This window comes from Pseudomonas sp. MPR-R2A5 (genome assembly GCF_058793055.1).
On sequence record NZ_JBXAFK010000007.1, the window covers coordinates 1 to 24,581 of the forward strand.

General features: G+C 61.8%; 24 protein-coding genes. 15 read left to right on the forward strand and 9 right to left on the reverse strand.

Annotated elements, in window-relative coordinates; genetic code table 11:
• Positions 1–113 precede the first annotated feature (113 nt).
• Complete coding sequence (locus tag AC1Q6I_RS07435; protein ID WP_102625726.1) at positions 114–1,019, reverse strand: LysR family transcriptional regulator; 906 nt, start codon at positions 1,017–1,019, stop codon at positions 114–116.
• A 227-nt stretch (positions 1,020–1,246) separates the two neighbouring features.
• Between AC1Q6I_RS07435 and AC1Q6I_RS07440 the strand changes: the two genes are divergently transcribed.
• The 6 genes from AC1Q6I_RS07440 (at position 1,247) to AC1Q6I_RS07465 (ending at position 8,162) form a co-directional block, all read left to right on the forward strand.
• Entirely contained in the window at positions 1,247–1,858 is a 612-nt protein-coding gene (locus AC1Q6I_RS07440; RefSeq protein ID WP_102625725.1) for a cysteine dioxygenase family protein, read from the forward strand.
• Complete coding sequence (locus tag AC1Q6I_RS07445) at positions 1,855–3,438, forward strand: rhodanese-related sulfurtransferase (protein WP_102625724.1); 1,584 nt, start codon at positions 1,855–1,857, stop codon at positions 3,436–3,438. The genes AC1Q6I_RS07440 and AC1Q6I_RS07445 overlap by 4 nt, the downstream gene beginning before the upstream one ends.
• A 272-nt stretch (positions 3,439–3,710) precedes the next feature.
• Complete coding sequence (locus AC1Q6I_RS07450; protein WP_102625723.1) at positions 3,711–4,685, forward strand: ABC transporter substrate-binding protein; 975 nt, start codon at positions 3,711–3,713, stop codon at positions 4,683–4,685.
• A gap of 12 nt (positions 4,686–4,697) precedes the next feature.
• The gene (locus AC1Q6I_RS07455; RefSeq protein WP_024074884.1) at positions 4,698–6,038 is read left to right on the forward strand and encodes an LLM class flavin-dependent oxidoreductase; all 1,341 of its coding nucleotides are present in this window, start codon (positions 4,698–4,700) and stop codon (positions 6,036–6,038) included.
• Positions 6,039–6,048: 10 nt separating this feature from the next.
• Entirely contained in the window at positions 6,049–7,218 is a 1,170-nt protein-coding gene (locus AC1Q6I_RS07460; RefSeq protein ID WP_102625722.1) for an acyl-CoA dehydrogenase family protein, read from the forward strand.
• Positions 7,215–8,162, forward strand: coding sequence for a D-isomer specific 2-hydroxyacid dehydrogenase family protein (locus tag AC1Q6I_RS07465; protein ID WP_069076430.1), 948 nt, complete (start codon positions 7,215–7,217; stop codon positions 8,160–8,162). Before AC1Q6I_RS07460 ends, AC1Q6I_RS07465 begins: the two co-directional genes overlap by 4 nt.
• 304 nt (positions 8,163–8,466) lie before the next feature.
• On the opposite strand, the gene AC1Q6I_RS07470 is transcribed toward AC1Q6I_RS07465, so the two are convergent.
• The 3 genes from AC1Q6I_RS07470 to AC1Q6I_RS07480 form a co-directional block, all read right to left on the reverse strand.
• Positions 8,467–9,480 carry an AI-2E family transporter gene (locus tag AC1Q6I_RS07470; protein ID WP_024073128.1) on the reverse strand — a complete coding sequence of 338 codons (1,014 nt, stop codon included), beginning with the start codon at positions 9,478–9,480 and terminating at the stop codon, positions 8,467–8,469.
• Positions 9,481–9,656: 176 nt separating this feature from the next.
• The gene (locus AC1Q6I_RS07475) at positions 9,657–9,956 is read right to left on the reverse strand and encodes a PsiF family protein (RefSeq protein WP_024073127.1); all 300 of its coding nucleotides are present in this window, start codon (positions 9,954–9,956) and stop codon (positions 9,657–9,659) included.
• Between the two features lie 71 nt (positions 9,957–10,027).
• Entirely contained in the window at positions 10,028–10,816 is a 789-nt protein-coding gene (locus AC1Q6I_RS07480) for an AraC family transcriptional regulator (RefSeq protein ID WP_024073126.1), read from the reverse strand.
• 97 nt (positions 10,817–10,913) lie between these two features.
• Between AC1Q6I_RS07480 and AC1Q6I_RS07485 the strand changes: the two genes are divergently transcribed.
• Positions 10,914–11,801: a DMT family transporter gene (locus tag AC1Q6I_RS07485; protein ID WP_102625707.1), complete on the forward strand. Its 888-nt coding sequence runs from the start codon at positions 10,914–10,916 to the stop codon at positions 11,799–11,801.
• 24 nt (positions 11,802–11,825) lie between these two features.
• Here the strand turns inward: AC1Q6I_RS07485 and AC1Q6I_RS07490 are convergent, their stop codons facing one another.
• Positions 11,826–12,716: an esterase/lipase family protein gene (locus tag AC1Q6I_RS07490; RefSeq protein ID WP_024073124.1), complete on the reverse strand. Its 891-nt coding sequence runs from the start codon at positions 12,714–12,716 to the stop codon at positions 11,826–11,828.
• A gap of 176 nt (positions 12,717–12,892) precedes the next feature.
• Here AC1Q6I_RS07490 and AC1Q6I_RS07495 point away from each other — a divergent pair, with 176 nt between their 5' ends.
• Positions 12,893–13,423, forward strand: a complete 531-nt coding sequence (locus AC1Q6I_RS07495) for a ferritin-like domain-containing protein (RefSeq protein WP_024073123.1) — start codon at positions 12,893–12,895, stop codon at positions 13,421–13,423.
• A 227-nt stretch (positions 13,424–13,650) separates the two neighbouring features.
• Here AC1Q6I_RS07495 and AC1Q6I_RS07500 read toward each other — a convergent pair whose 3' ends face one another.
• Positions 13,651–15,720, reverse strand: coding sequence for an AsmA family protein (locus AC1Q6I_RS07500; protein WP_102625706.1), 2,070 nt, complete (start codon positions 15,718–15,720; stop codon positions 13,651–13,653).
• Between the two features lie 358 nt (positions 15,721–16,078).
• Between AC1Q6I_RS07500 and AC1Q6I_RS07505 the strand changes: the two genes are divergently transcribed.
• Both AC1Q6I_RS07505 and AC1Q6I_RS07510 read left to right on the forward strand, forming a co-directional pair.
• Positions 16,079–16,522, forward strand: a complete 444-nt coding sequence (locus AC1Q6I_RS07505) for a hypothetical protein (RefSeq protein WP_024073121.1) — start codon at positions 16,079–16,081, stop codon at positions 16,520–16,522.
• Positions 16,523–16,684: 162 nt separating this feature from the next.
• Positions 16,685–17,317 (forward strand): TetR family transcriptional regulator, encoded by a 633-nt coding sequence (locus AC1Q6I_RS07510; RefSeq protein WP_024073120.1) that lies wholly within the window; start codon positions 16,685–16,687, stop codon positions 17,315–17,317.
• Between the two features lie 5 nt (positions 17,318–17,322).
• On the opposite strand, the gene AC1Q6I_RS07515 is transcribed toward AC1Q6I_RS07510, so the two are convergent.
• On the reverse strand, positions 17,323–17,844 hold the full coding sequence (locus AC1Q6I_RS07515; RefSeq protein ID WP_024073119.1) for a C40 family peptidase: 522 nt from the start codon (positions 17,842–17,844) through the stop codon (positions 17,323–17,325).
• A gap of 337 nt (positions 17,845–18,181) precedes the next feature.
• Here AC1Q6I_RS07515 and ureE point away from each other — a divergent pair, with 337 nt between their 5' ends.
• The 5 genes from ureE to AC1Q6I_RS07540 all read left to right on the forward strand — a co-directional run bounded on the left by ureE (position 18,182) and on the right by AC1Q6I_RS07540 (position 21,894).
• On the forward strand, positions 18,182–18,682 hold the full coding sequence (gene ureE, locus AC1Q6I_RS07520) for an urease accessory protein UreE (RefSeq protein WP_024073118.1): 501 nt from the start codon (positions 18,182–18,184) through the stop codon (positions 18,680–18,682).
• Complete coding sequence (locus AC1Q6I_RS07525; protein ID WP_069075156.1) at positions 18,679–19,353, forward strand: urease accessory protein UreF; 675 nt, start codon at positions 18,679–18,681, stop codon at positions 19,351–19,353. The genes ureE and AC1Q6I_RS07525 overlap by 4 nt, the downstream gene beginning before the upstream one ends.
• Positions 19,354–19,392: 39 nt before the next feature.
• The gene (gene ureG, locus AC1Q6I_RS07530; RefSeq protein ID WP_012721947.1) at positions 19,393–20,007 is read left to right on the forward strand and encodes an urease accessory protein UreG; all 615 of its coding nucleotides are present in this window, start codon (positions 19,393–19,395) and stop codon (positions 20,005–20,007) included.
• A 21-nt stretch (positions 20,008–20,028) separates the two neighbouring features.
• Positions 20,029–20,601 (forward strand): HupE/UreJ family protein, encoded by a 573-nt coding sequence (locus AC1Q6I_RS07535; protein ID WP_024073116.1) that lies wholly within the window; start codon positions 20,029–20,031, stop codon positions 20,599–20,601.
• Between the two features lie 171 nt (positions 20,602–20,772).
• The gene (locus tag AC1Q6I_RS07540; protein ID WP_024073115.1) at positions 20,773–21,894 is read left to right on the forward strand and encodes an AGE family epimerase/isomerase; all 1,122 of its coding nucleotides are present in this window, start codon (positions 20,773–20,775) and stop codon (positions 21,892–21,894) included.
• Positions 21,895–21,952: 58 nt separating this feature from the next.
• Here AC1Q6I_RS07540 and AC1Q6I_RS07545 read toward each other — a convergent pair whose 3' ends face one another.
• Together AC1Q6I_RS07545 and AC1Q6I_RS07550 are read right to left on the reverse strand one after the other, a co-directional pair.
• Entirely contained in the window at positions 21,953–22,858 is a 906-nt protein-coding gene (locus tag AC1Q6I_RS07545) for a cation diffusion facilitator family transporter (RefSeq protein ID WP_102625422.1), read from the reverse strand.
• Between the two features lie 217 nt (positions 22,859–23,075).
• Positions 23,076–23,843 carry an SDR family oxidoreductase gene (locus AC1Q6I_RS07550; protein ID WP_024073113.1) on the reverse strand — a complete coding sequence of 256 codons (768 nt, stop codon included), beginning with the start codon at positions 23,841–23,843 and terminating at the stop codon, positions 23,076–23,078.
• Positions 23,844–24,581 lie beyond the last annotated feature (738 nt).

A 24,581-nucleotide genomic window follows, 5' to 3' on the forward strand; every position in this document is an offset into this window, starting at 1 on the left:
GACTGAGCCCTGTAGCGTACAGGACCCGGTCCGCTGTAGCCTAACCAACAGCTGTCCAGCTTTTGGGGCGCACTTCAACACCGCAATCAGGGGCAAGCCCCCTCCCACATGGATCAGGCTGCGTTGCGGATCTTATGCAGGGACGCCGCCACCAGTTTGCCAAATGCGTCCACCGGCCCCTGCAAGTTACCGAGGAAGTGCGGGTAGATCAGCCACAAATCCATCACCGGCTTGAAATCCTTGAGCGGCATCACCGCCAGTTGCTCGCGGTGGGCACTGCGCTCCAGCAAAGGCCGCGGCACCAGGCCCAGGCCCAAGCCGTCGGCCACCAGGCCCAGTTGCAGCTCGGTGCCGAACGTCTCCAGGTTGACCCGCAGGGCCAGGCCTTGATCGGACAAGGTGCGCTGCAAACCGGCGCGGAAACCGCAGCCATCCGGGTTGAGGATCCAACCGTTCTGGTACACGTCCGCCAGCTTGCAGGGCTTCTTCGGCGGTTGGGCCTTGGCGCAGACCACCACCAGTTCCATCTTGCCGATGGACTCGCCGACCACGTTGTCGGGGAAAACCTTGCCCGCCGGAAACAGGGCCGCCGCCGCGTCCAACTCACCGCGCTCGATCTTGCCCACCAGTTGGCTGCCCCAGCCAGTGGCGACCTGGGCGCGCAAGTCGGGGTATTCGCTGCGCAGGTGCTTGAGTGCATCGAGCAGCACCACGTCACCAATGGTCTGCGGCACGCCCAGGCGTAACAGGCCGGTGGGCGGTGCGTCGGTGGCGACCAATTCGCGCAGGGCGTCCATCTCGCGCAGGATCAACCGGCACTGTTCATAGACGCGGGTGCCGATCAACGTAGGCTTGAGCGGCTTGGTGTTGCGGTCGAACAACTCCACGCCCAGCGCCTGCTCGAAGTTCTGCACGCGGCGGGTGATGGCCGGCTGGGTCAGTTGCAACGACTCGGCGGCATGGCTGATGGACTGGCAACGAATCACTTCGACAAAGGCATCGATATCGTCAATTTTCATTTGGGCCGCACATAGAGAACAGTCATTAAGATGTGTGCAAAGCATAGTTGCAGGACGATTATCTGGATAGCCCAGCGTGTGATCGATAACGTCTAACGCTATTCAGACCGGTTCTAAATTACCTGCAGCTATAAGCTAATCATTAAAAAATAGCATATTAACTATAAACATTATGCTTATATAAACCCATCAACCCATTCCTATCAAACGTATCCGATGGAATTGTCATGACCCAAGCCAAGCACCCCGAGAGACTCAGAGCCTTCATAGGCGCCCTGGCGGAATTGATCGACGGCAATCCACGTGAAGGCGACCTGTTGCACCGTGGCGGCAAGCTGCTGGCGCAACTGGTCAGCCATGACGACTGGCTCCCCGATGAGTTCGCCCAACCCGACCCCGAGCGCTATCAGCAATTTTTGCTGCACGCCGATTCGCGCCAGCGGTTCAGCATCGTCAGTTTTGTGTGGGGGCCGGGGCAAAGCACGCCGATTCATGACCATCGGGTGTGGGGGCTGATCGGCATGTTGCGCGGTGCGGAGTTTTCCCAGGGCTTCGAGCGCGCGCCCGACGGGCGCCTGGTCGCCGAAGGCAAGCCGGTCCAGTTGGTGCCGGGCCAGGTCGAGGCGGTATCGCCCAAGATCGGCGACATCCATCAAGTCAGCAATGCCCACAGCGACCAAGTGTCGATCAGCATTCATGTGTACGGCGCCAATATCGGTGCCGTGCGCCGCGCGGTGTACCAGCCCGACGGCAGCGAGAAACTGTTTATCTCCGGCTATTCCAATGCCTTCCTCCCGAATATCTGGGATTTGTCCAAAGAAAAGAGCCCCGCCCTATGAGCACCGTATCCACCCGCAGCTACGCCCAGATTCGCCAGGCCCTGTTGGACCGTGAAGAAGTCGCCCTGGTAGACGTGCGCGAAGAAGCACCGTTTGCCGAATCCCACCCCCTGTTCGCCGCGAATATCCCGCTGTCGAAGCTGGAGCTTGAGGTGTACTCGCGCATTCCGCGCCGGGATACCCAGGTCACCGTCTACGACAACGGTGAAGGGCTGGCCGCCCGCGCGGCCGAACGTTTGCTCGCGCTGGGCTATACCCAGGTCAGCCTGCTCGAGGGTGGGCTCGACGGCTGGCGCAAGGCCGGTGGCGAGCTGTTTATCGACGTCAACGTGCCGAGCAAGGCGTTTGGCGAACTGGTCGAAAGTGAGCGTCACACGCCGTCCCTGGCCGCTGAAGACGTGCAGGCGCTGCTCGACAGCCAAGCCGATGTGGTGGTGCTCGACGCGCGCCGTTTTGATGAATACCAGACCATGAGCATCCCCACCGGCATCAGCGTGCCGGGTGCCGAACTGGTGTTGCGCGTCCGTGAGCTGGCGCCGGACCCGGCCACCCGCATCATCGTCAACTGCGCCGGACGCACCCGCAGCATTATCGGCACGCAGTCACTGATCAACGCCGGCGTGGCCAACCCGGTCTCGGCCCTGCGCAACGGCACCATCGGCTGGACGTTGGCCGGGCAGAAGCTCGCCTATGGTCAGTCGCGACGCTTTGCCCCGACCTCGGAAGCCCACCGCCAGGTCGCCGCCGCGGATGCGCGGCGTGTCGCTGATAAGGCCCGCGTCGGCCGCGCCACCCTCGCCGACCTGCAGCGCTGGCAACAGCAGGCGTCCCGTACCACCTACCTGTTCGATGTGCGCACCCCGGAGGAATTCGAAGCCGGCCACCTGCGCGGCGCGCGCTCGACCCCGGGTGGGCAGTTGGTGCAGGAAACCGATCACGTTGCCAGCGTGCGCGGTGCACGCCTGGTACTGGTCGATGATGACGGTGTGCGCGCCAATATGTCGGCTTCATGGCTGGCCCAACTGGGCTGGGAAGTGCATGTGCTGGACGGCCTGCAAGCCGCAGATTTCAGCGAGCATGGCGCCTGGGTCGCGCCGGTGCCCGCACCGCCCCAGGCCGAACTGATCAGCCCGCACACCCTCGCCGAGTGGCTGGCCCATGGCGACACAGCGGTACTGGATTTCACCGCCAGCGCCAACTACGTCAAACGCCATATCCCTGGTGCCTGGTGGGCCTTGCGCGCGCAACTGCCCCAGGCGCTGGCCAAGGTGCCGGCCGCCCAGCGCTACGTGCTGACCTGCGGCAGCAGCCAACTGGCGCGCCTGGCCGTGGCCGAAGTCGAAGCCATCACCGGCAAGCAAGTGTTCCTGCTGCAAGACGGCACCGCTGGCTGGATCAACGCGCAACTGCCGCTGGAAGAAGGTGAAACCCACCTGGCCTCACCGCGTATCGACCGCTACCGCCGCCCTTACGAAGGCACGGACAACCCCAAGGAAGCCATGCAGGCCTACCTGGACTGGGAGTTCGGTTTAGTCGACCAACTGGCCCGCGACGGCACCCATGGGTTCTATGTGATCTGATCACTTTTCCATACCCGGCACAGATCCCTGTGGGAGGAAGCAAGTCGAATCGTCGCACCGCCTCTCCCACATGGACCGCATCCACCTCAGGGCTAATCCATGCAATTTTAGAATAATCAATAAACACATAATCAGTTATTTTAATAATTAACATATAACCAAAAAGAACTTCACAGTATGTTTTTATGAGCATAACGTGAACTCCTCACCGACCCCTTCTCCAGGCGGAGGTAGCCAAACCTTTTTTCTGATCTGCCTGGAGCCTGCATCCCATGGTCTTTACTACCCCATTCAAGCGCCTGCTCCTGAGCACCGCCCTGGCCCTTGGCCTGGCCACCAGCGCCCACGCCGCCGACCTGCAACCGCTGCGGGTGGCCAACCAGAAATCGACGATCAAGACGCTGCTGGAAGTCTCGGGCGAGGCGAAAAACGTGCCTTATGAAATCCAGTGGTCGGAGTTCCCGTCCGCTTCGCCCCTGGGCGAAGCCTTGAATGCCGGGGCCGTGGATATCGGCGCCTTGGGTGACGCACCCTACGTGTTTGCCTTGGGGGCCGGAGCGTCGCTCAAGGTGGTCAGCATCATCCACGCCGAAGGGCGTAACACCACCGCCCTGCTGGTGCCCAAGGATTCGCCGATCAAGACGGTGGCCGACCTCAAGGGCAAGAAAATCGTGACCGGACGCGGGTCCATCGGCCACTACCTGGTGATCAAGGCCCTGGCCACGGCCGGCCTGACCACCAAGGATGTGCAGTTCATTTTCCTGTTGCCCAGCGAGTCGCGCCTGGTGCTGGATAACGGCACCGTCGACGCCTGGTCGACCTGGGACCCTTACACCACGGTGGTCACCTCACAAAGCCAGGCGCGGATCGTGGCCAGCGGCAACACGCTGTTGAGCAACCACCTGTACCTTGCCGCCACCAGCCAGGCCATCGCCGACAAGCGCACGCAGTTGGACGACTTTGTCGCCCGCGTCGACCGCGCCTACGCCTGGGCCAATACCCACCCCAACGAGTACGCCGCCGCCCAGGCCAAAATCACCGGGCTGCCGCTGGCCGTGCATGTGGCCGTGGCCAAGGAGACCCGCCTGAGCCCGGTGCTGATTGACGACAGCGTGATCAGTGGCCTGCAAGCCACCGCCGACACCTACCAACAAGAAGGCCTGCTGACCAGGCACATCGACGTGTCCCAGGGCTTCGACAAGAGCTTTAACGCCACGCGTGCCCCCAACAATCAAGCCTCACGCTAAGGAGCAGAAAACATGAGCAAGCCACGTCAATTGAAATTGGGGGCCATGGTCCACGGTGTCGGCCACGGTTGGGGCGAATGGCGCCACCCGCAGGCGCAACCCAACGCCAGCACGAATTTCGGCTTCTACAAGCAGCAGACCGAGCTCGCCGAAGCGGCCAAGTTCGACTTCGTGTTCATCGCCGACAGCCTTCACATCCACGCCAAGTCCAGCCCGCATTACCTCAACCGTTTCGAGCCGCTGACCATCCTCTCGGCCCTCGCGGCACTGACCACGCACATCGGCCTGGTCGCCACCGTGACCGTCAGCTACACCGAGCCCTATCAGGTCGCGCGCCAGTTCGCGTCGCTGGACCATATCAGCGGCGGTCGTGCCGGTTGGAACGTGGTCACCTCGTGGCTCAGCGGCACCGCCGACAACTTCGGCAAGGTCGAGCACCCGCCGCACGCCGTGCGCTATCGCATCGCCAAGGAACACCTCAACGTGGTCAAGGGCCTGTGGGATTCCTGGGAAGACGACGCCTTTGCCTACAACAAGCAAAGCGGCGAATTCTTTACGCCGAGCAAGCTGCATGCGCTGAACCACAAGGGCGAGTTTTTCTCGGTAAAAGGCCCGCTGAACATTGCGCGCTCGCGCCAGGGCCAACCGGTGATTTTCCAGGCGGGCACGTCCGAAGATGGGCGTAACTTTGCGGCGCAGAACGCCGACGCCATCTTTGTGCACGTGGAGAGCATCGAAGAAGGCCTGGCCTACACCCAGGACCTCAAACGCCGCGCCAAAGGCTTTGGCCGCGACGCCGACAGCCTGTCTATCCTGCCGGGCATCCGCCCGATTGTCGGCCGCGACGAGGCCGAAGTGGAAAGCCGCTATCAGCAGGCCGTGGACCTGGTCACCGTGGAAGATGCGATCGTCGCCCTGGGCCGCCCGTTCAATGACCATGACTTCAGCCAGTACCCCCTGGACGCCCCCTTCCCGGAACTCGGCGACCTGGGCTCCAACAGCCAGAAAGGCGGCTCGGACCGCATCAAGCAACTGGCCAGGGACGAAGGGTTGACCCTGCGCGAAGTGGCCCTGCGGTTCTCACGGCCCAAGCGTGATTTCGTCGGCACCCCGGAGCAGGTCGCCGATGCGATCCAGACCTGGTTCGAGACTGGCGCCAGCGATGGTTTTATCGTCAATTCGGTACTGCCGGATGGCTTGCAGTACTTCACCGAGCTGGTGGTGCCGGTGCTCCAACAGCGCGGCCTGTTCCGCACCGAGTACAGCGGCCAGACCCTGCGCGACAATCTCGGCCTGGACGTACCGGCCAACCGCTACAGCGTGATCGACGCCCCCGAAAAGGCCCTGGCCTGAGTACATTCTTATGACCCAACCGTCTCTACGCTCCGTGGAAGTCGCCCACTTCGATGCCCTGCTCGAACGCCTCGGCGCCGAGCTGGCCAGCACCGCGCACCTGTACGACGAAAGCGGTGCCTTCCCCCACGACAATTTCACGTTGCTGCATGAACACGGCCTGCTCGCCCTCACCGTGCCCAAGGCCCTCGGTGGCGGCGGAGCCAGCCTGCCCCAGGCGCGCAAGGCGATCAGCGCGATTGCCAAGGGTGAACCGTCCACTGCACTGATCCTCGTCATGCAGTACCTGCAACACACCCGCCTGCAAGACAGCAAGACCTGGCCCCGGCACCTGCGCGTGCGAGTCGCCGAAGAGGCGGTACGCAACGGCGCGCTGATCAATGCCCTGCGCGTCGAACCCGACCTCGGCACCCCGGCCCGCGGGGGCCTGCCGGCGACCACCGCGGTGCGCACCGTTGATGGCTGGCGCATCAGCGGGCGCAAGATCTACTCCACCGGCAGCCATGGCCTGAGCTGGTTCAGCGTATGGGCACGCAGCGATGACCCAGACCCACTGGTGGGCATCTGGCTGGTGCCCAAGGACAGCCCCGGCGTGAGCATCATCGACACCTGGGACCACCTGGGCATGCGCGCCACTTGCAGCCATGAAGTGGTGCTCGACAACGTGCTGGTGCCGCTGGATCACGCCGTCAGCGTCAGCCCCTGGAGCGCGCCAAAGCCCGAGCTGGATAGCGAGGATTTCCTATGGATGTCGGTGTTGTTGTCCTCGGTGTATGACGCCGTGGCCCAGGCCGCGCGGGACTGGCTGGTGAATTGGCTGGAAGAACGCACGCCGTCCAACCTCGGCGCGGCGCTGTCCACCCTGCCGCGTTTCCAGGAAACCGTTGGGCATATCGACACCCTGTTGTTTGCCAACCGCAGCCTGTTGGACGCTGCCGCCGAAGGCCACACCCCGGCAGCCAATGCGGCTCAATTGAAGTACCTGGTGACCGGTAACGCCATCCGTGCGGTGGAACTGGCCATTGAGGCGTCCGGCAACCCCGGCCTGTCGCGACACAACCCACTGCAACGGCATTACCGCGACGTGCTGTGCAGCCGCGTGCATACCCCACAGAACGACGCCGTGCTGCAAGGCGTCGGCAAAGCCGTCTTCGCCCAACGCCAGAAGGAACGCACATGAGTCAGGTGATTATTGCCAGCCAACTGGGCGAAGACTACAACGACGTGATCCGCGCGCGCGTCACTGCGATCCACCCTCAAGCCCAGGTGATCGGCGTGCCGGTGGGCGTGCCAGGCGACCTGCCGCCCCAGGCGAATATCCTGCTGCTGCGCCCGATCAACGTGCACGGCTACACGGCCCCGGACACCCCACCGCCGGGCTGGCCCTATGGTGCGCAATGGGTGCACCTGGTCTCATCGGGTATCGACTTCTACCCGCAATGGCTGTTCAACGGCCCGCCGGTGACCACCTCCCGGGGCAGCGCCGCCGACAACCTGGCCGAGTTCGCCCTGGCGGCGATCTTTGCCGCCTCCAAGCATTTGCCGGACATCTGGGTGAAGGACTCGCAATGGAACTTCACCGCCCTGCGTCCGCTCAAGGGCACCACCCTGGGCATCCTCGGCTTCGGCGCAATTGGCCAAAGCCTGGCGCACAAAGCCCTGGGCCTGGGCATCAAGGTGGTCGCGTTGCGCCACCGTTCGACGCCGTTGGGTGTTGACGGTGTGCAGGCGGCGGCGGATATCCATGACCTGTTCGCCCGCGCCGACCACTTGGTGGTGGCAGCGCCGCTGACGGAGGCCACGCGGCATATCATCAACCGTGATGTGCTGGGCAGCGCCAAGCCGGGGCTGCACCTGATCAACATCGCACGCGGTGGGTTGCTGGATCAGGAGGCGTTGTTGGAGGCGTTGGATAACGGCCAGGTCGGCCTGGCATCGCTTGACGTGACCGAGCCGGAGCCGCTGCCGGATGGGCACCCGCTGTACAGCCACCCACGGGTGCGGTTATCGCCGCATACCTCGGCGATCTCGACCAATAGCCGCAACGAGATTGCCGATACGTTCCTGGCGAATCTGGAACGCTACGTTTCAGGTATCGAACTATCGAATCTAGCTAACGCCTGACGCCGTTCAACCATGTGGGAGAGGGCTTGCCGTGGCGAGCGGGCTTACTGTGGTGATCGGGCTTGTTGTGGCGAGCGGGCTTGCCCCGCGTTGGGGCGCGAAGCGGCCCCATCACAGGCGATGTGTTTTTAACTGACACACCGCGCTGCCTGGTTTTGGGGCCGCTTCGCAGCCCAACGCGGGGCAAGCCCGCTCGCCACAACAAGCCCGCTCACCACAACAAGCCCGCTCGCCACAGCAAGCCCGCGCGCCACAGGCCAGCCTGCTCGCAACAGTCACAGTGTTGCCCCTTCCCCTCCCACCTTCAAACCATCCCGCCGAGCTTCAATTCGCTCTTCAAATACGCGTAGTAAATCGGTCCTGCCACCACGCCCGGCAAACCGAACGCGGCTTCAAACACCAGCATCGCCAACAACAACTCCCACGACTTGGCACTGATCTGCCCGCCGACGATACGCGCGTTGAGGAAGTACTCGACCTTGTGGATCACGATCAAATACCCCAGCGCCGCTACCGCCACCCAGATCGACAGCGACAGCGCGACGATGGTGATCAGGGTGTTGGACATCAGGTTGCCGATCACCGGCAGCAGGCCGAGCAGGAAGGTCAGCACGATCAGGGTCTTGGTCAGCGGCAGGTGGATGCCACACAGGGGCAGCACCACGGCCAGGAACACCGCGGTGAACACGGTGTTCAGCGCGGCGATCTTGATCTGCGCGAAGACGATATTGCGAAACGCCTGGACCAACAGGTGCAGACGGTCGAACAGCACGGCGGCCAGGGGTTTGCGTTTGGTCACGTCGGGCACGCGCTGCAGCGCGATGATCGCGCCGAGCACCATGCCGATCAACAGGGTGACGAACATGTGGGCGGCGTCTTTGCCGACCAGTTGCAGTTCGCTCAGGTGCTTGCTCAACCAATCGCCAATCGCCACGCGGAATTCAGCCGCGCTGGCAGGCAGGTAGGCATCGAGAAACGGCGGCAACTGGCCGCGCGCGCGATCGACCACACCCATGAATTTATCGAGGGAGGCCCCAGGGTTTTCCGCCTCGTGGAGCAGGAAGCTGATAGCGCCGGCGAAAATCAGGGCCAGCACGCTGACAATCAGGGTGCCGAGCAACGCCACCGCCAGCCAGCGCGCGCGCCGGCCTTCGATCAGCCGTTGCAGTTGGGGGGTGAGCATATTGACCAGTTCAAAGACCAACAGGCCGGCCAGCAGGCTGGGCAACAACTTCAGCGGCAATACCAGCAACAACCCGCCGAAAATGATGATGTAGCTGGCCAGCAATAACACGTGACGCTGAGAAAACGTTGGCATACAGCCTCAAAACGAACTGCGTTAAAGGATGTTGTAGGAGCGAGCTTGCTCGCGAAGGTCGCCAACGATAACGCGTTTACTCTGAATAAACGCGGGGCCATTGCGTTCTTCGCGAGCAAGCTCGCTCCTACAGGGGGCTGTGTGCGAGTGTCGCAGCCTTCTATGGCCTGGGGCTATTATTTCTTCAGGCAGGTGCTCATAAAGGTTTTGCGCGCATCACCGGTCAAGGCTTTGGTCTTGGCGTCCGCATTGCAATCCTTCATCTTCTGCTGCTGCGGCGTAAGCGTCTTCGCGTCATTGGCCGCCGGCGCCGACAGGCAGGTTTTCATGAACGCCTTGCGCTCGTCGCCCTTGAGCGTCTTGGTGGTGGCTTCGGCATTGCAGGTGGTCATCTTGTTTTGCTGGGCGGTAGCAGCGAAGCCCTGGGAACACAGCAGCAGGCCCATCATCAACAACGGAATACGCAGCATCTTCATGGAGTTTTCTCCCTGTTACCGTGCCGGGAGGCACGGCCTACCCAGCAGTGTAGCCAAACCTTGTTACATCTTCATCGGCTGCGGATATTCGTCCGCCGGTACTGCTCTGGCGTGCAGCCGGCCTGGCGTTGGAACATCGCGATAAACGCCGAGGCGCTGCTGTAGCCCAGGTCAAACGCCACGTGTTGCACGCTGCGCTGGCTGTCGAGGGCTTCGATGGCGGCGAGGTAACGCAGGCGCTGGCGCCATTCGCCAAAGCTCATGCCCAACTCGCGCACGAACTGGCGCGCCAGGGTGCGTTCGCTCACATGCACCTGCTCGGCCCATTGCGCCAGGGGGCGGTTGTCGCCGGGTTCCGCCTGCATGCCTTCGAGCACGCCAAGCAGCCCTGGGTGGCGCGCGTAGGGCAGGAAGCAATCGTGGATCGGCGCCTGCTTGAGCTGGTCGACCAGCACCTGGGCCAGGCGGATATCCGCCTCGCTGCGGGGGATGTTGACGTCTCGCAGGGCGAAGTCACTGAGGATGGCCTTGAGTATCTCGCTGATCGCCAGGGTGCAAGGCTGCTTGGGCAGTTGCTCGCAGAGTTGTGGGGCCAGGCCCACCGAGCGATAGACAATCGCCTGGGCATTGTAGGAGCTGTGTTCGGTATTCGGTGGTATCCACACGGCGTATTGCGGCGGCGACATAAAGCGGTTGCCGGCCACCTCCATCCGCATCACCCCGCTGGCCGAGTAATCCAGCGAGCCCCAGGAATGCCGGTGCGGCGTGCATTCAGTATCGGGGGCGAAATCGGAGTAGCGGAAGTACACCGGGCTCGGCAGCCGGGGGAAATCCGCAAGGCGTACGGTATGTCTGGGCATATTGTCTGGATACAAAGGTCGGTTGTCTGGATCGCAGTATAGGCTTCGATCCAGACAGGGGATAATCCTGCCTCATCAACCCACCTGGTTTCTTTCGATGCAATACGCGTATCCCCTGCTGGCCATTTTTATCTGGGCCGGCAACACCGTGGTCAATAAATTGGCCGTGGGTTCGATCTTCCCGGCTGAAATCGGCTTTTACCGCTGGTTGCTGGCGGCCGTGCTCTTCACGCCGTTCATGCTCAAGCCGGTGCTTGCCCAGTGGCCGATCATCCGCCGCAACCTGGGCAAGGTCTTCATCCTCGGTGTGCTGGGCATGGCCGTGTACCAAAGCCTGGCCTATTACGCCGCCACCCTGACCTCGGCCACCAACATGGGCATCATCCTGTCCCTGATGCCGTTGATGGCGCTGACCGCCGCGATCATCAGCCTGGGCCAGCGCCTGACCTTCGGCGCACTCACCGGTGCGCTGCTGTCGTTCGCCGGCGTAGTGGTGGTGGTATCGGCCGGCAGCCTGGGGGCGCTGCTGCAACACGGGGTCAACCTGGGCGACGGCATGATGCTGGTGGCGACCCTGGCCTACGCGGTCTACAGCACCTTGCTGAAAAAGTGGCAACTGCGCCTGCCGCCGTTGGTGTTGCTGTACTTGCAGGTACTGGTGGCGGTGCTGGTGCTGTTTCCGCTGTTCCTGTTCTCGGCCAAAGCCGGCCTGGGCTGGGCGAATATTCCGCTGGTGCTGTATGCGTGTTTGCTGGCTTCGATGCTCGCGCCGCTGGCATGGATGCATTCGGTGAAGACCCTGGGGCCGAGCCGCACGACGCTGTTTTTCAACCTGCTGCCGTTGATCACCGCGCTGATCGCAGCGCTGGTGTTGAAAGAAGCGCTGGCGCTGTATCACCTGGTGGGCGGTTTGCTGACCCTGGGCGGGGTGATTTTGTCGGAGCGCTGGACCACGCCGGTCGGGCGTCAACGCGCTGCAGCCTGAGCGATGGTTCTCGCGGCGCACCTGCTACACCCCGGCCGCCTTGAGCCTCTGCGCATGCTCGACGAACAGCCGGATCGGCTCCGCCCCCTTGCCCACCAGCCCCAGGGACTGGTTGACGATATCGAAATGATCCAACGCATAGTCATCGCCGATCACCACGCCCAGGTGTGAGCTGTAGCGCCCGACCATGCCGTCGCACTGGCCCTTTTCGCGCACGAAGCTGCGGGCGAACAGGCGGCAGCTGCGATTCGTCCCGTCCAGCAGGTTGCGCCCGCGGTCGGTCTTGCCCGGCTGCAAGGTGCCGGACCACGAGTAATAGCGCACGCCATTGACCTCGGCAGCCCCCTGCCCGCCCCACGTTGCTGGCAAGCCCTGGGGGTACGCACGGTTGAACGCGGCCACGCCGACGCTGGTGAGCGAATGGTGCGAGGCGTGCAAGTCAGCCTTGAAGCGCGGCCCGCGATAGCCGGTTTCCAGCACACCCATCACCCAGGCGACCCAATGAAACAGGGCACTCATGATCCGACCCCTGACGCTCTCCGCCGGGTAATGGGTGTGGATATGGTCAGCCAGTTCCGAACCATGGTTGGGCCCGGCCACCGAGGTGACCGACGCCACCCACTCCGGCACCCTGGCCGCCGCGTAGCGCGCGGTCAGCGCCCCCTGGCTGTGGCCGATCAGGTTGACCTTATCGGCCCCGGTCTCGCGGCGAATCCGCTCGATGTGCGCCAGCAACTGCTCACCCCGCACCTCGCTGGAATCCAGCGGCGCGACCTGCACCGCAAACACCTGCGCCCCACCCGCCCGCAGCGCCGGGACGATGCCATACCAGTAGGGAAACCACCCCAGGCGCACGAACCCGAGCATGCCGGGCACCAACACCAAGGGGTAACGCGTGGCTAACGACTGCGGCATGGGGCGAACGTCCTTGATCGATACAGGATAGGCGCAGGCTAGCCCAATCCAGCGACGAGCAGATGACACCGCCCAGTAAATCCAATAAAACTTTTTGCGTTGCGCGGCACTCACAACTGGGAGCGATCACGCCAGCAGAGCGTGGAGCAAAACCGGATTAGCACCAGGAGATTGAGATGACTGAAGCAAACCTGACTGACGTTGCGACCCTGCGCAGCCGCGCCCGCCAGAACGTCGAAAACGGCGCCGTGACCGAGGGCTACGACGCCGACCGCGAAGAGATCATTCGCCTGCTCAATGCCTCGCTGGCCACTGAACTGGTCTGCGTGCTGCGCTACAAGCGCCACTACTTCATGGCCAGCGGCGTCAAGGCCCAGATCGCCGCCGAGGAGTTCCTCGAACACGCCACCCAGGAAGCCGAACACGCAGACAAACTCGCCGAGCGCATCGTGCAGTTGGGCGGCGAACCGGAGTTCAACCCGGACCTGCTGTCGAAAAACTCCCACGCGCAGTACGTGGCCGGCAATACGCTGAAGGAAATGGTCTACGAAGACCTGGTCGCCGAGCGGATTGCGGTGGACAGCTACCGCGAGATCATCCAGTACATCGGTGACAAAGACCCAACCACGCGCCGCCTGTTCGAAGAAATCCTGGCTCAGGAAGAAGAGCATGCCGATGACATGGCCGACATCCTGGAAAGCCTGTAACCCCTGTGGCGAGCCCTAATGCCATTTAGTTAATGGCTTTTTTGTAGGAGCGAGCTTGCTCGCGAAGAACTCTCAGGCGCCGCGTTCATTCAGGAGACACGCGTTATCGTTGACGTTCTTCGCGAGCAAGAACTAGGCGTCCCCCTCGCTCCTACAGAAGGCGATATACGCTTAACTGAACGGCATCAGGGGCCCCCCTCCCCCATTTTTGTTCGCGGTTTGGTCTGTCAGCCTTTCACCGTCTTTGGTGCCTTGCCTTCCCGCATCTGTTGCAGCAACGGCGCACACTGGTTCGGCGCATCGCCACTCGGCGCCACCAGCGCCAGCAAGCCGGCGGCCGGGCCGGCGATCACGCCCAGTGCGACCATGCCTGCGCCACGCAGGGCCAGGGGGATGGCTTTGACGCCGGCATTCGGCTTGATGAACGGGCCATTGACGTACAGCGGGGAACGCAACGAGAACAGGCGGAACCCTTTGGACTCCGGCGTGATGGTGAGGTCCAACTGCTCGGTGGCCATGTTCGCAGTGCCATCGACGTAGATAATGGCGTTCTCGGTATCGAACACAAACAACCGGGTCGTCGCCAGGCCGGTCTTGATGCCAAAGTCCGCCGCCGCGCAGTTGATCTTGACTTCCTTGTCGCCAAACAGGCGGCCCACCACGTAGTTACCGACGTTGAGCCCGGCTATTTCCATCAGGCCACGGCTGATGGCGCCGTCGTTGATCAACATTTTCAGGTCGCCGTTGGAAGTGCCCAACAGCGCCGCCACGGAGTTGCCGCGCCCGGAAATATCCGCATCACCGTTGAGTTCGCCGAAGCTGGTTTTCATCGGTTCGAAAGTCGGGAACAGTTGCTTGAGCTTGAAGTTACGCGCGGTCAGTTTGGCCCGGCCTTCCATGGGCACCGTGCGGCCGTTCAAGCGGATCTGCGCATCCAGCTTGCCACCGGCCACCCCGAAGCGCAGGGGTTCCATGCTCAGCTCGCCGTCGTTGAGGACCAGGTGGGTATAGAGGTCGGTGAACGGCAAGTCGGCGCTGTGCACAATGCGTTTGCCGGTGAATTCGACATCGGCATCCATCACACGCCAGCGCTCGGTGCGGAACTCTTCCACCGGCAGCACTTTGTTCGCCGGTTGCTTGCTCATCCCACCACGGGCCTTTTGCTTGGCGTTGGAGTCGGCGCCGATCAAGGGCGCGAGGTCCGTCATCAGCAGTTGGTTGGAGACCAACGTGCCGCTGAGCTTGGGGCGTGGCTGGCTGGCGACATAGGCCAGGTCGCCGTGGATGTCACTGTTGCCGATCTTGCCGTTGAAGTTTTCGTAGCGGAACGACGCGCCATTGGCCTCGTGCAGCTTGGCGATCAGATGTCCGTCTGTGGAGTAGGCCGGTGAATCCGGCAAGGTGACGCCGGTCAATGGGTACAGGTTGCCCAGGCTGCTGCCGGCAAGTTTCAGGCGCAGGTCGAGGGCGCCCAGGTTGAGTGGGTCGGTCAGGGTGCCGGCCAGGGCGATACGGGTGTCGGCGATGTCCACCTGGGCCTGTAGAGGGAACGGCTTGGCCGCGTCCTGCAAGGCAAGCAGGCCGCCGATCTTGCCGGTGCCGTCGAGTTTCTGGCCGTGGTACTGGCCTTTGACCTTGAGGCCAAACGCGTAGTCCTGGGGGGCCGCGCCTTTTTCCAGGGCCTTCCTGGCATCGGCGTCACCGACGATTTCAGCAAACGGAATGGGCTGGCCCAGCGGGTCGATGATCACATCGAGTTGGGTCTTGAGGGTTTGATCGTCAAGGGTCACATGGCCTTTGTCGAAACCGATAGTGCCGATGTCCACCACCCAGCTGGAAGGTTCGGCGCCGGGGTCCTTGGGGTCGAACGTGAAGGTCCAGTTGGCACGGCCATCGGCGAGGCGCTGCAACTCGGCGCTCGGCTCAGTGAGGTCGATGCGCGGGATCACCACACGCTGGGCCAGCAAGGCCAGGAGAGAGATACGCAGTTCAACGCGCTTGAGCGTGACCATCTGCGGTTTTTTCGACCAGTCAGGGTTACCCAGGGTCAGGTCTTCGGCAATCACATGGGGCCACGGCACCCAGGCACGCCAGCCGCCTTCGTCTGGCTCACGCTGCCACACCACCGCGAGGTTGCCATTGATGGCGAACGGACGATGCAGCTCTTCGGAGACCTTGGCATTGAGCGGGGGTTTGATGCGATTCCAGTCAAAGAACACCAGGACCAGAGCCACGATGGCAATTAATAGAACGAAGCTGGCGCAGCTCCAAGCGACGATTTTACGAGTGCGCGTCATTGCACAGGACTCCTGAATACGACTGGCTGAGCTACCCCTATAGAGCAGCCTATAAAACTACGACTGGTAAACCACACGGGGGTTTAACCCGATGCACGATTTAACCCGCGGACACCGGCTTTCCTGACCGACCAGGCAAATTTGATCTTCAACGGCGCACCATTGTTACCCAGGTTCGTGTCGAAAATACCCACACCGGTGCAAAACCGCGGGCTTGAGAGGCTCGTTCTAGAGCCTCCGCCGAGAACAATCAATTCTGTTGATTATTACCATTGTGTTTATGAACTTTTATATCGACTTATCGAGAGTAGCATTAGCCCCGTACCCACTTTATCGCCCTCCCAAGGAGCAACCCATCATGAAACGCCAAGTCCTTGCTACCGTCCTGATGTCTGTCCTGGCTTCCAGTGCCTTTGCCCTGCCAGCTGCGGAACAGGCCACCCCACAGAATAAAGCCCAAGCCGTTCAATCCAGCCAAACCCTGGCTCGCAGCGGTTCGCAAGAAGATGAAAACCGCGACTACGCCAAAGGCGCCGTTGCTGAGAATGGTCGTAATCGCCTGGAAGAGAAAGGCCTGGTAGAGGGCGGCGCTGAACAAGCCAACGACCGTGCCTACACCCAAGGCGTCGCTGAAAATGGCCGTAATCGCCTGGAAGAGAAAGGCCTGGTTGAAGGTGGTGCTGACCGTCTGCAGGAACGCAACACCGTAGCCGAAGGCGGCGCTGACCGTCTGCTAGAACGCAACACCGTTGCCGAAGGCGGTGCTGACCGTCTGCAAGAACTGCATCAAGCACAGAGCTAAGCCTGTGATGGCCCAGAAAAAAGCCCGATCAGCCGATCGGGCTTTTGACTTTATGTAGCCTGCGTAACATCTCCCCCTGCACACCTCGCCGTCAAGTTCGACGTCAACGAAGTTGTTTTGCTAGAGTGCGTCGCTGTACTTGCCGACAAAGCCCGCCCCAACATGCTGCCCCGCGCCGAACAGAAGCAACAGACCCGCCTCGCCTTGATGGACGCAGCCCGCCATCTGATGGAGTGTGGCCGTGGGTTTGGCAGCCTGAGCCTGCGCGAAGTGGCCAAGACGGCCGGAATTGTACCGACCGGGTTCTATCGACATTTTGCCGATATGGATCAGCTGGGCCTGGTGCTGGTCAGCGAAGTCGGCCAGACCTTCCGCGCCACCATTCGCCTGGTGCGCCATAACGAATTCGTGATGGGCGGCATCATCGATGCGTCCGTGCGGATCTTCCTCGATGTGGTCTCGGCCAACCGTTCGCAGTTTTTGTTCCTCGCCCGCGAACAGTATGGCGGCTGCCTGGCGGTGCGCCAGGCCATCGGTGCCCTGCGCGAAGACATCACCCGCGACCTCGCGGCGGACCTCACCCACATGCCCAAGCTCCAGCACCTGGATGCCGACGGTTTGCACGTGATGGCCGACCTGATCGTCAAGAGCGTGTTCGCCACCCTACCCGACATCATCGACCCTCCCGCCCAGGCCCTCCCGGCCCACCTCACGCCCCAGGCGAAAATCACCCAGCAACTGCGCTTTATCTTTATCGGCCTCAAGCATTGGCAGGGCCTGGGCAGCACGGAGTAAGTCCCTCAGCCCGCGGCGTGGAAACGCTTGGCGGTGGTGAAATTACGGTCCCAGTAACGGTTGCTCAGCGAGTCGATACGCACGGTTTTGCCCGCCCGTGGCGAATGGATAAATTTGCCCTCGCCTATGTAGAGGCCGACATGGCTCACCCGCCCGCGCCCGTTACCTTTGAAAAATACCGCGTCGCCAGGCTTCAAGGCGTTGCGCTTGATCGTGGCGGCCTTCGAACCATGCATCGCCGCCGTGGTACGCGGCAGGTGGATATTGGCCTGGGTCTTGAACAGGTACACCAGGAAGCTGCTGCAATCGAAGCCCTGCTCGACTGAATTCCCACCCCATTTATAGGGTGTACCGAGTAACTCATGAGCGCGATCGATCACATCGTCGATGGACGGTTTGCGTGACAGGGCTGGCAGGGCAGTGTCGACCTTGAGAGGGGCGACAGCGCGCTTCTGGATATTGGCCGATGAAGACGTGGTGACCAGGAAAAGGCCGAAAATGAATACACACACAATTGATTTGAACATGGTGGAACCCGTCGTGGATTGAGCACGGCGCAAATCCTAATCAACGATCAGGTAATCCGATGAACTCCTATTCCTGTGAGCACGTAGGACAAATCCGAAAAAAATTCAGCGATAAAAAAGATGAAAGAGATTTCCTGCAGCCCCCGTCCGCCCCAAGGAGAAGCGCACATATTTGGTGCCATAAACATGTTGACGCACCAATTTGAAACATTGGCGAAGTTTTCTGACGCCCTATTCGGCAGCACTGCCACGCACCTACAGGCAATTCCTACTCCACGGCATGATTGGCAAGGCCCTTGCTCTAGCTCTTGCATCGCTCATAGCCGGAAGTTTCCTGATGCTGGTGATCCACCGCCGAATCGCCCCGCAGGCCCTCTGGGCCGCTGAATTGCTGCTGAATTTCGAAGCGCGCAGCAAAAGCCGCCTGCGCTGTTTCAGTGCCGACGGCGAAGATGTCGGCCTGTTTCTGGAGCGTGGCCAACCGCCGCTGCACGATGGCGAATTCCTACAAGCTGAAGACGGACGTGTCGTACGCGTCTGCGCACGTCCTGAACAACTGCTGCATGTCACCTGTAGCAGCGCGTTTGAACTGACCCGTGCCGCCTATCACCTGGGCAATCGCCATGTCGCCCTGCAGGTCGGCGATGGCTGGTTGCGCTTGTTGGACGACTACGTGCTCAAGGCGATGCTCGATCAACTGGGTGCCACCACGCAAACCATCGAAGCGCCCTTCCAGCCGGAACATGGCGCCTATGGCGGCGGCCATCATCATTCGCGCCATGGCGACGAAGATTTCAACTACCCGCCCAAGCTGCACCAGTTCGGCGTACGGTTATGAACCCAGCCTGGGCGCTGTTGCGTCTGGCCAGTCCGCAACTGCCGATTGGCGGCTACAGCTATTCACAGGGGCTGGAAATGGCCGTGGAAAATGGCCGCGTGAGTGATGCCGACAGCGCCCGACGCTGGATCAGCGACCAGTTGCTGCTCAACCTTGCACGCTTCGAAGCCCCGCTGCTGCTTGCCCATTGCCGTGCTGCCGCGGACGAGGATTGGCCGCAGTTGGCGCAGTTGTGCGCAGAACACCGCGCCAGTCGTGAGACGCGCGAGCTGTATCAGGAAAGCCGGCAGATGGGCTACTCCCTGCAACAACTGCTCAACGGCTTGCCCGAGCTCGACGCTGACGCTCGCGAAGTGCTCGATCAACACACCGAACCCCACCTGGCCCTCGGTTGGGCCCTGGCCGCCCGCGCCTGGCGCATCAGCCCCGACGATGCCCTGGCTGCCTGGCTGTGGAGCTGGCTGGAAAACCAATTGGCGGTGTTGATGAAAACCCTGCCCCTCGGCCAGCAAGCCGCCCAGCGCCTGACCAGCGAACTGCTGCCGCTGCTGCAACAGGCCCAACAGGACGCCGGTCGCATCGACCCCAACCATTTTGGCAGTGCCGCCTTCGGCCTGTCCTTGGCATGCATGGCCCATGAGCGCCAGTACAGCCGCCTGTTCCGTTCATAGGTCCTTTTACGTCGGAGGCCTTTTATTTTGGAGAAGCACATGAACACACAACCTCTGCGCGTCGGCATCGGCGGTCCGGTGGGCTCCGGCAAGACCGCCCTGACCCTGGCCCTGTGCCTGGCGCTGCGTGATCGCTACAACCTGGCGGTGGTCACCAATGACATCTATACCCGCGAAGACGCCGACTTCCTGGTGCGCAACCAGGCCCTGGCGCCCGAGCGCATCATCGGCGTGGAAACCGGTGGCTGCCCGCACACGGCGATCCGCGAAGACGCCTCGATCAACCTGGAAGCGGTGGACCAGCTCAACCGCCGCTTCCCTGGCCTGGACCTGATTCTGGTGGAGTCTGGCGGCGACAACCTGTCGGCCACCTTCAGCCCGGAGCTGTCGGACCTGACCATCTACGTGATCGATGTGTCGGCCGGCGACAAGCTGCCCCGCAAGGGTGGGCCCGGTATTTGCAAATCCGACCTGCTGGTGATCAACAAGATCGACCTGGCACCGCTGGTCGGCGCCTCGCTGGAACTGATGAACAGCGACACCCAGCGCATGCGCAACGGCAAACCCTTCGTGTTCAGCAATCAGAAAACCGGTGTCGGCCTGGAAGAAATCGTCGCCTTTATCGAACGCCAAGGTCTGTTGACCGCGGCCTGATCAACCCTAAGGAACCTGTCCATGAGCCTGAAAAAACTCTTCGGCGCCGCCGCCCTGCTGCTCACCCCTGCCCTGGCCTTCGCTCACCCCGGCCATGGCGACAACGGCCTGGTGGCCGGTATCAGCCATCCATTGGGCGGTATCGACCACCTGCTGGCCATGGTGGCGGTAGGCCTGTGGGCCGCGCAGCAAAAAGGCGCGGCGCGTTGGGCCCTGCCTTGCACGTTTGTGGGCACCATGCTGATAGGCGGCGTGCTGGGTTTTGAGGGCCTGGGGTTGCCGGCACTGGAAAGCGGGATTGCCGCGTCGGTGCTGGCACTGGGCCTGGCGGTGGCGCTGGCAGTGCGTCCGCCGTTGTTCGTGGCGGTGGCGGCGACGGCGGTGTTTGCCTTGTTCCACGGGGTTGCCCATGGCCTTGAGCTGCCAGACATGTCGAGCCCTTGGGCGTATGCCGCAGGGTTTGTCGGCGCGACCGCTGCACTGCACGCCGCCGGGTATGCGCTGGTGCGCTGGCTGCCGGCTGCGGCGGCGCCGTTGGTGCGGGTTGCCGGGGCGGCTTCGGCGGCGACTGGGGTGTGGTTGCTGGCGGGCTGATTTGCGCCGTTTGTAAGGGCCTCATCGGGGGCAAGCCCCCTCCCACATTTGACTGTGTTCACAAATCCAAATGTGGGAGGGAGCTTGCTCCCGATAGCGGTGGCGCAGACACCACTGATCCCAAGCCTGCTACCATGCGCGCCTACACCCCTGCCGTGACGACGCCAGCCGATGCCCACCGTTCCAAGCTCCACCCCCCAGTCTTCCTTGAATGCCGTGCTCTCGCACTTCCATGACGTGATCGTGCCGCTCTGGCAGGGCCCGGGCTGGAATGCCGAGCTGACGTTACCCTATGAGGCGCTGGACGCCGATCACCGGCCCTTGCCCCCGCAACGCTACCGCGCCATGGCTTGCGCACGGCAGTTGTATCTGTTCGCCAGCCTGATCGGCGTACCCGGTGCAGCCTTTGCCGAAGAACGCGCAGCGGCGCTGTTCCGCTCCCTGCAACGGCATTTCCACGATGCCGAACATGGCGGCTGGTTCTACAGCATCGACCCTGCCGGCCAGCCACTGGACAAACGCAAGGACCTCTACACCCACGCCTTCATCATCTTTGCCTGCGCCCATTACTGGGCCAAGGTGCGTGAGCCGCTGGTGGAGTCGGTATTGAATGCCGCCCTGGAAGTGGTGGCCGAGCGCTTCGCCAACGGCGATGGCCTGTACGAGGCGGTGCTGGAGCGCAACTGGTCATCACTCAAGTCCGGCCCGCTGCAAAACCCGCTGATGCACCTGGCCGAAGGCTTCCTCGCCACCCTGGCGGTGCGTGAGGATACCGGCGTGCAAGCGGCCCTGCTGAGCCTGGCGACGGCCATGCAGCAGCGCTTTATCGAACGCCAGCATGGCGTGATGATGGAAAAACCGCTGGGCGCTGTGGATAACTGGTTTGAGCCGGGGCACCAGTTCGAGTGGTTCTTTTTGCTGGAATCGTCGCCCGTGCTGCGCGGCACTCCACTGCATGGGTCACTGACGCGGGCGTTTGCCTACGCAGAGCACAAGGGTGTGGATAGCGCGACCGGGGCGGTCAGCGGCATGCTGGCACTCGACGGTACGGTGCGCGACGGCACCCAGCGTATCTGGGCCCAGGCGGAATACCTGCGGGCACTGACCTTGCGGCCTGGCAGCGAGGCCGTGCTGCAGCGCCAATTACTCGCGCTGCAGCAGCATTTCCTGCATGAAAAAGGCTGGCATGAATGCCTGGATGCCAAGGGCGACGTGAGCCGGCGGGATATGCCGTCGACCACGCCTTATCATTTGGCAACCTGTTATCAGGGTTTGATCCAGCATCTCGGGTGACCTTCAGGGCCTCATCGGGGGCAAGCCCCCGATGCAGACGACTCGGTCTAACTGACCATCAAGCAATCCACTTGCGATCCCCGGTAAAGCTGATCGTCAACCAGCGCGCCGCATCCGGTGTGCCCAGCCCTGTGGATATCTCTTCGCGCAGCCCGTCGAGGGTCGCGACGCTATCCACCGGGTAGTCCGCCGGCAACACCACATGAATCTCGATAAACCGCGCCCGCCCGTGCTTTTGCACGTAGGACACGTAGTCTTCGAAACCATGCCTGGCCTGGGAGGCGTCCATCACTTCACGCACCTTGTCGTCCAAGTGGTCCGGGGCAATCCCCAACACCTCGCGCAAGGCCGGGCGCAGGATCTTGAAGGCCGGCGCCAGCATGCTCAGGGCCAGCAGGATCAGGATCAACGGGTCGACATACACCGCCCACTCGCCATAGCCCTGGGACTTAAGCAACAGCGCGGCGAGAAAGCTGACCAGCAAGCCCACCGAAAGCATCGCGTCCACCAGCCAACTGATGTTGTCGAACTGGATCAGCGATGACTTGAGCCTGCGGTTGCGGTAGCGCACATAGAAGAAATAGGCGAACTCGACGACGGTAAATACCGCGGCATAGATAATCACCAGGCCCAACTCGATCTCGCGCCCGCCATTGATAATGCCGAACACACCGTTAAGCAACGCATAGATGGCGATCAGCAGCAGGAAGCTGCCTTCGATCAGCAATACCATCGGCTCCAAGTGCCAGTAGCCGAACTGGAAACGCTCATTGCTTTTCTTGGCGATCAGCTTGGCCGTGATCAGCATCAACACCTTGATGGCGGTGGCGATCAGCGAGAAAAAGCCGTCGAATAAAATGGATTGGGCGCCAGAAACCACACCCGTGACAATCCCGGCGATCGCGACAGCGAACATCAGGATCGTCGATTGTTTGAGCAGCGACTGCTCACCTCGGTTACTCACAATTCCTCCCGTCAAAACCTTTGAACCGCTGGATGCGGTGGGGTTTTCAGGAGTGGAGTGTACCTTATGGCCTGTTTTGACCGATTTGCCGCCATTTATTGTAGGAGCGAGCTTGCTCGCGAAAAACCCGAGGGCGCCACGTGCAGTCAGAATGCACGCGTCATCGTTGACGTTTTTCGCGAGCAAGCTCGCTCCTACAGTGTATGGCGTAAGCGGCTTAGGCCTTAGCTCCACGCTCAATCGCAAACCCAGCCCAGGTCTGGCTCACCGGCATCAGCTCCAACCGGTTGATGTTGACGTGCGCAGGGGTGTTCAGCACCCAGAAGATGGTGTCGGCAATGTCCTGCGGCTGGATGGGCTCGGCGCCGGCGTAGGTGGCGTCGTAGCGCGCCTGGTCACCACCGAAGCGCACCAGGGAGAACTCACTCTCGCACAAGCCCGGCTCGATATTGGTCACGCGCACGCCTGTGCCTTGCAGGTCGCAACGCAGGTTCAGCGAGAACTGCTTCACGAACGCCTTGGAGCCGCCATACACGTGGCTGCCTGGATACGGGTAGCTGCCGGCAATGGAGCCCAGGTTGATGATCCCGGCACCACGACCATGGGCGATCAGGCGCGGCAGCAGCAGGCTGGTGGTGGTCAGCAGGCCCTTGATATTGGTGTCGACCATGGTTTCCCAGTCGTCGAGGTTGCACTTGGGTGCAGGGTCAGTGCCCACGGCCAGCCCGGCGTTGTTGATCAAGCCGCGCAGCGTGGCGAACGATGGTGGCAGGTTGGCGATGGCATCCTCCATGCCCTTGCGGTCACGGACGTCCACCACCAGGCCATGCACTTCGGTCTGCTTGGAAAGCTCTTCGACCAACGCGTTCAAACGCTCGGCACGACGACCGGTGAGCACCAGTTTCCAGCCGGCTTCGGCAAACCGACGGGCGCAGGCTTCGCCGAAACCTGAGGTGGCGCCAGTAATAAACAGCGTGTTGGACATGGTGTTCTCCTTGCGGGCATCGGGGAAAAAAATCAGCCAGCAGAATGCCTTTACGCCGCGGTTGCGGCAACCGCTATGCACATCACCTCACTCACGCCTGGTCATTTTTTAACCATAACGAGCAAAGCCTTATGAGCCGTGGCTTGCAGCCATATGCACGCAGGTTATCCACAGCTGCGCCCACAGTCTTTGGGGGCAAGTGCAAAACGCTTCAGGCCGCTGTGTACAAGGCTTTCAGGCGATTTTAGAAAGTTTTTTGCTTGACCTGAGCGCAGGCGTATGTAGCCCCATAGGCAGCGGGGAAAATCGAACGATGGCTCCAGGCCAGTCATTCCGGCCTCTGCGGCAGTCTTTCCAGAGTTTAATCACAGACTTATCCACAGGCTGGCGGGACATATTTCAGTCATATACCTGTGTCTTTAAACAGGTTGACAAACCCCTCGATCGGCCGCGAAAAAGCCACTGATCAAAAAACAACCACACAGCTGGAAGCCACGGTTTTAAAGGCGTTCAGCCAGCTACTCCCACGTTACCCACAGCCGGTTCCACAGTGAATGGGGACAAGTCAAAACTGTGACAAAACAGGGATTTGCGGCGGCTATATGTCGCGCTTTGGAGGGAGGCTGGATTTGTTTTCCACAATTTGGGATCGCCCTTGTGGGCACCATAAAACCAAATGTGGGAGGGGCGGTGCGACGATTCGACTTGCCCCCGATAGCGGTGGGTCAGTATCAGATG

Bases quoted from the DNA above. Each gene is read 5' to 3' on its own strand.
- AC1Q6I_RS07440 (WP_102625725.1), top strand. From the start codon at position 1,247: ATGACCCAAGCCAAGCACCCCGAGAGACTCAGAGCCTTCATAGGCGCC.
- AC1Q6I_RS07495 (WP_024073123.1), top strand. From the start codon at position 12,893: ATGACTGAAGCAAACCTGACTGACGTTGCGACCCTGCGCAGCCGCGCC.
- AC1Q6I_RS07465 (WP_069076430.1), top strand. From the start codon at position 7,215: ATGAGTCAGGTGATTATTGCCAGCCAACTGGGCGAAGACTACAACGAC.
- AC1Q6I_RS07470 (WP_024073128.1), bottom strand. From the start codon at position 9,480: ATGCCAACGTTTTCTCAGCGTCACGTGTTATTGCTGGCCAGCTACATC.
- AC1Q6I_RS07535 (WP_024073116.1), top strand. From the start codon at position 20,029: ATGAGCCTGAAAAAACTCTTCGGCGCCGCCGCCCTGCTGCTCACCCCT.
- AC1Q6I_RS07490 (WP_024073124.1), bottom strand. From the start codon at position 12,716: ATGCCGCAGTCGTTAGCCACGCGTTACCCCTTGGTGTTGGTGCCCGGC.
- AC1Q6I_RS07480 (WP_024073126.1), bottom strand. From the start codon at position 10,816: ATGCCCAGACATACCGTACGCCTTGCGGATTTCCCCCGGCTGCCGAGC.
- AC1Q6I_RS07505 (WP_024073121.1), top strand. From the start codon at position 16,079: ATGAAACGCCAAGTCCTTGCTACCGTCCTGATGTCTGTCCTGGCTTCC.
- AC1Q6I_RS07485 (WP_102625707.1), top strand. From the start codon at position 10,914: ATGCAATACGCGTATCCCCTGCTGGCCATTTTTATCTGGGCCGGCAAC.
- AC1Q6I_RS07445 (WP_102625724.1), top strand. From the start codon at position 1,855: ATGAGCACCGTATCCACCCGCAGCTACGCCCAGATTCGCCAGGCCCTG.
- AC1Q6I_RS07525 (WP_069075156.1), top strand. From the start codon at position 18,679: ATGAACCCAGCCTGGGCGCTGTTGCGTCTGGCCAGTCCGCAACTGCCG.
- AC1Q6I_RS07510 (WP_024073120.1), top strand. From the start codon at position 16,685: ATGCTGCCCCGCGCCGAACAGAAGCAACAGACCCGCCTCGCCTTGATG.
- AC1Q6I_RS07450 (WP_102625723.1), top strand. From the start codon at position 3,711: ATGGTCTTTACTACCCCATTCAAGCGCCTGCTCCTGAGCACCGCCCTG.
- AC1Q6I_RS07460 (WP_102625722.1), top strand. From the start codon at position 6,049: ATGACCCAACCGTCTCTACGCTCCGTGGAAGTCGCCCACTTCGATGCC.
- AC1Q6I_RS07435 (WP_102625726.1), bottom strand. From the start codon at position 1,019: ATGAAAATTGACGATATCGATGCCTTTGTCGAAGTGATTCGTTGCCAG.
- AC1Q6I_RS07550 (WP_024073113.1), bottom strand. From the start codon at position 23,843: ATGTCCAACACGCTGTTTATTACTGGCGCCACCTCAGGTTTCGGCGAA.
- AC1Q6I_RS07515 (WP_024073119.1), bottom strand. From the start codon at position 17,844: ATGTTCAAATCAATTGTGTGTGTATTCATTTTCGGCCTTTTCCTGGTC.
- AC1Q6I_RS07475 (WP_024073127.1), bottom strand. From the start codon at position 9,956: ATGAAGATGCTGCGTATTCCGTTGTTGATGATGGGCCTGCTGCTGTGT.
- ureE (WP_024073118.1), top strand. From the start codon at position 18,182: ATGCTGGTGATCCACCGCCGAATCGCCCCGCAGGCCCTCTGGGCCGCT.
- AC1Q6I_RS07455 (WP_024074884.1), top strand. From the start codon at position 4,698: ATGAGCAAGCCACGTCAATTGAAATTGGGGGCCATGGTCCACGGTGTC.
- ureG (WP_012721947.1), top strand. From the start codon at position 19,393: ATGAACACACAACCTCTGCGCGTCGGCATCGGCGGTCCGGTGGGCTCC.
- AC1Q6I_RS07500 (WP_102625706.1), bottom strand. From the start codon at position 15,720: ATGACGCGCACTCGTAAAATCGTCGCTTGGAGCTGCGCCAGCTTCGTT.
- AC1Q6I_RS07540 (WP_024073115.1), top strand. From the start codon at position 20,773: ATGCCCACCGTTCCAAGCTCCACCCCCCAGTCTTCCTTGAATGCCGTG.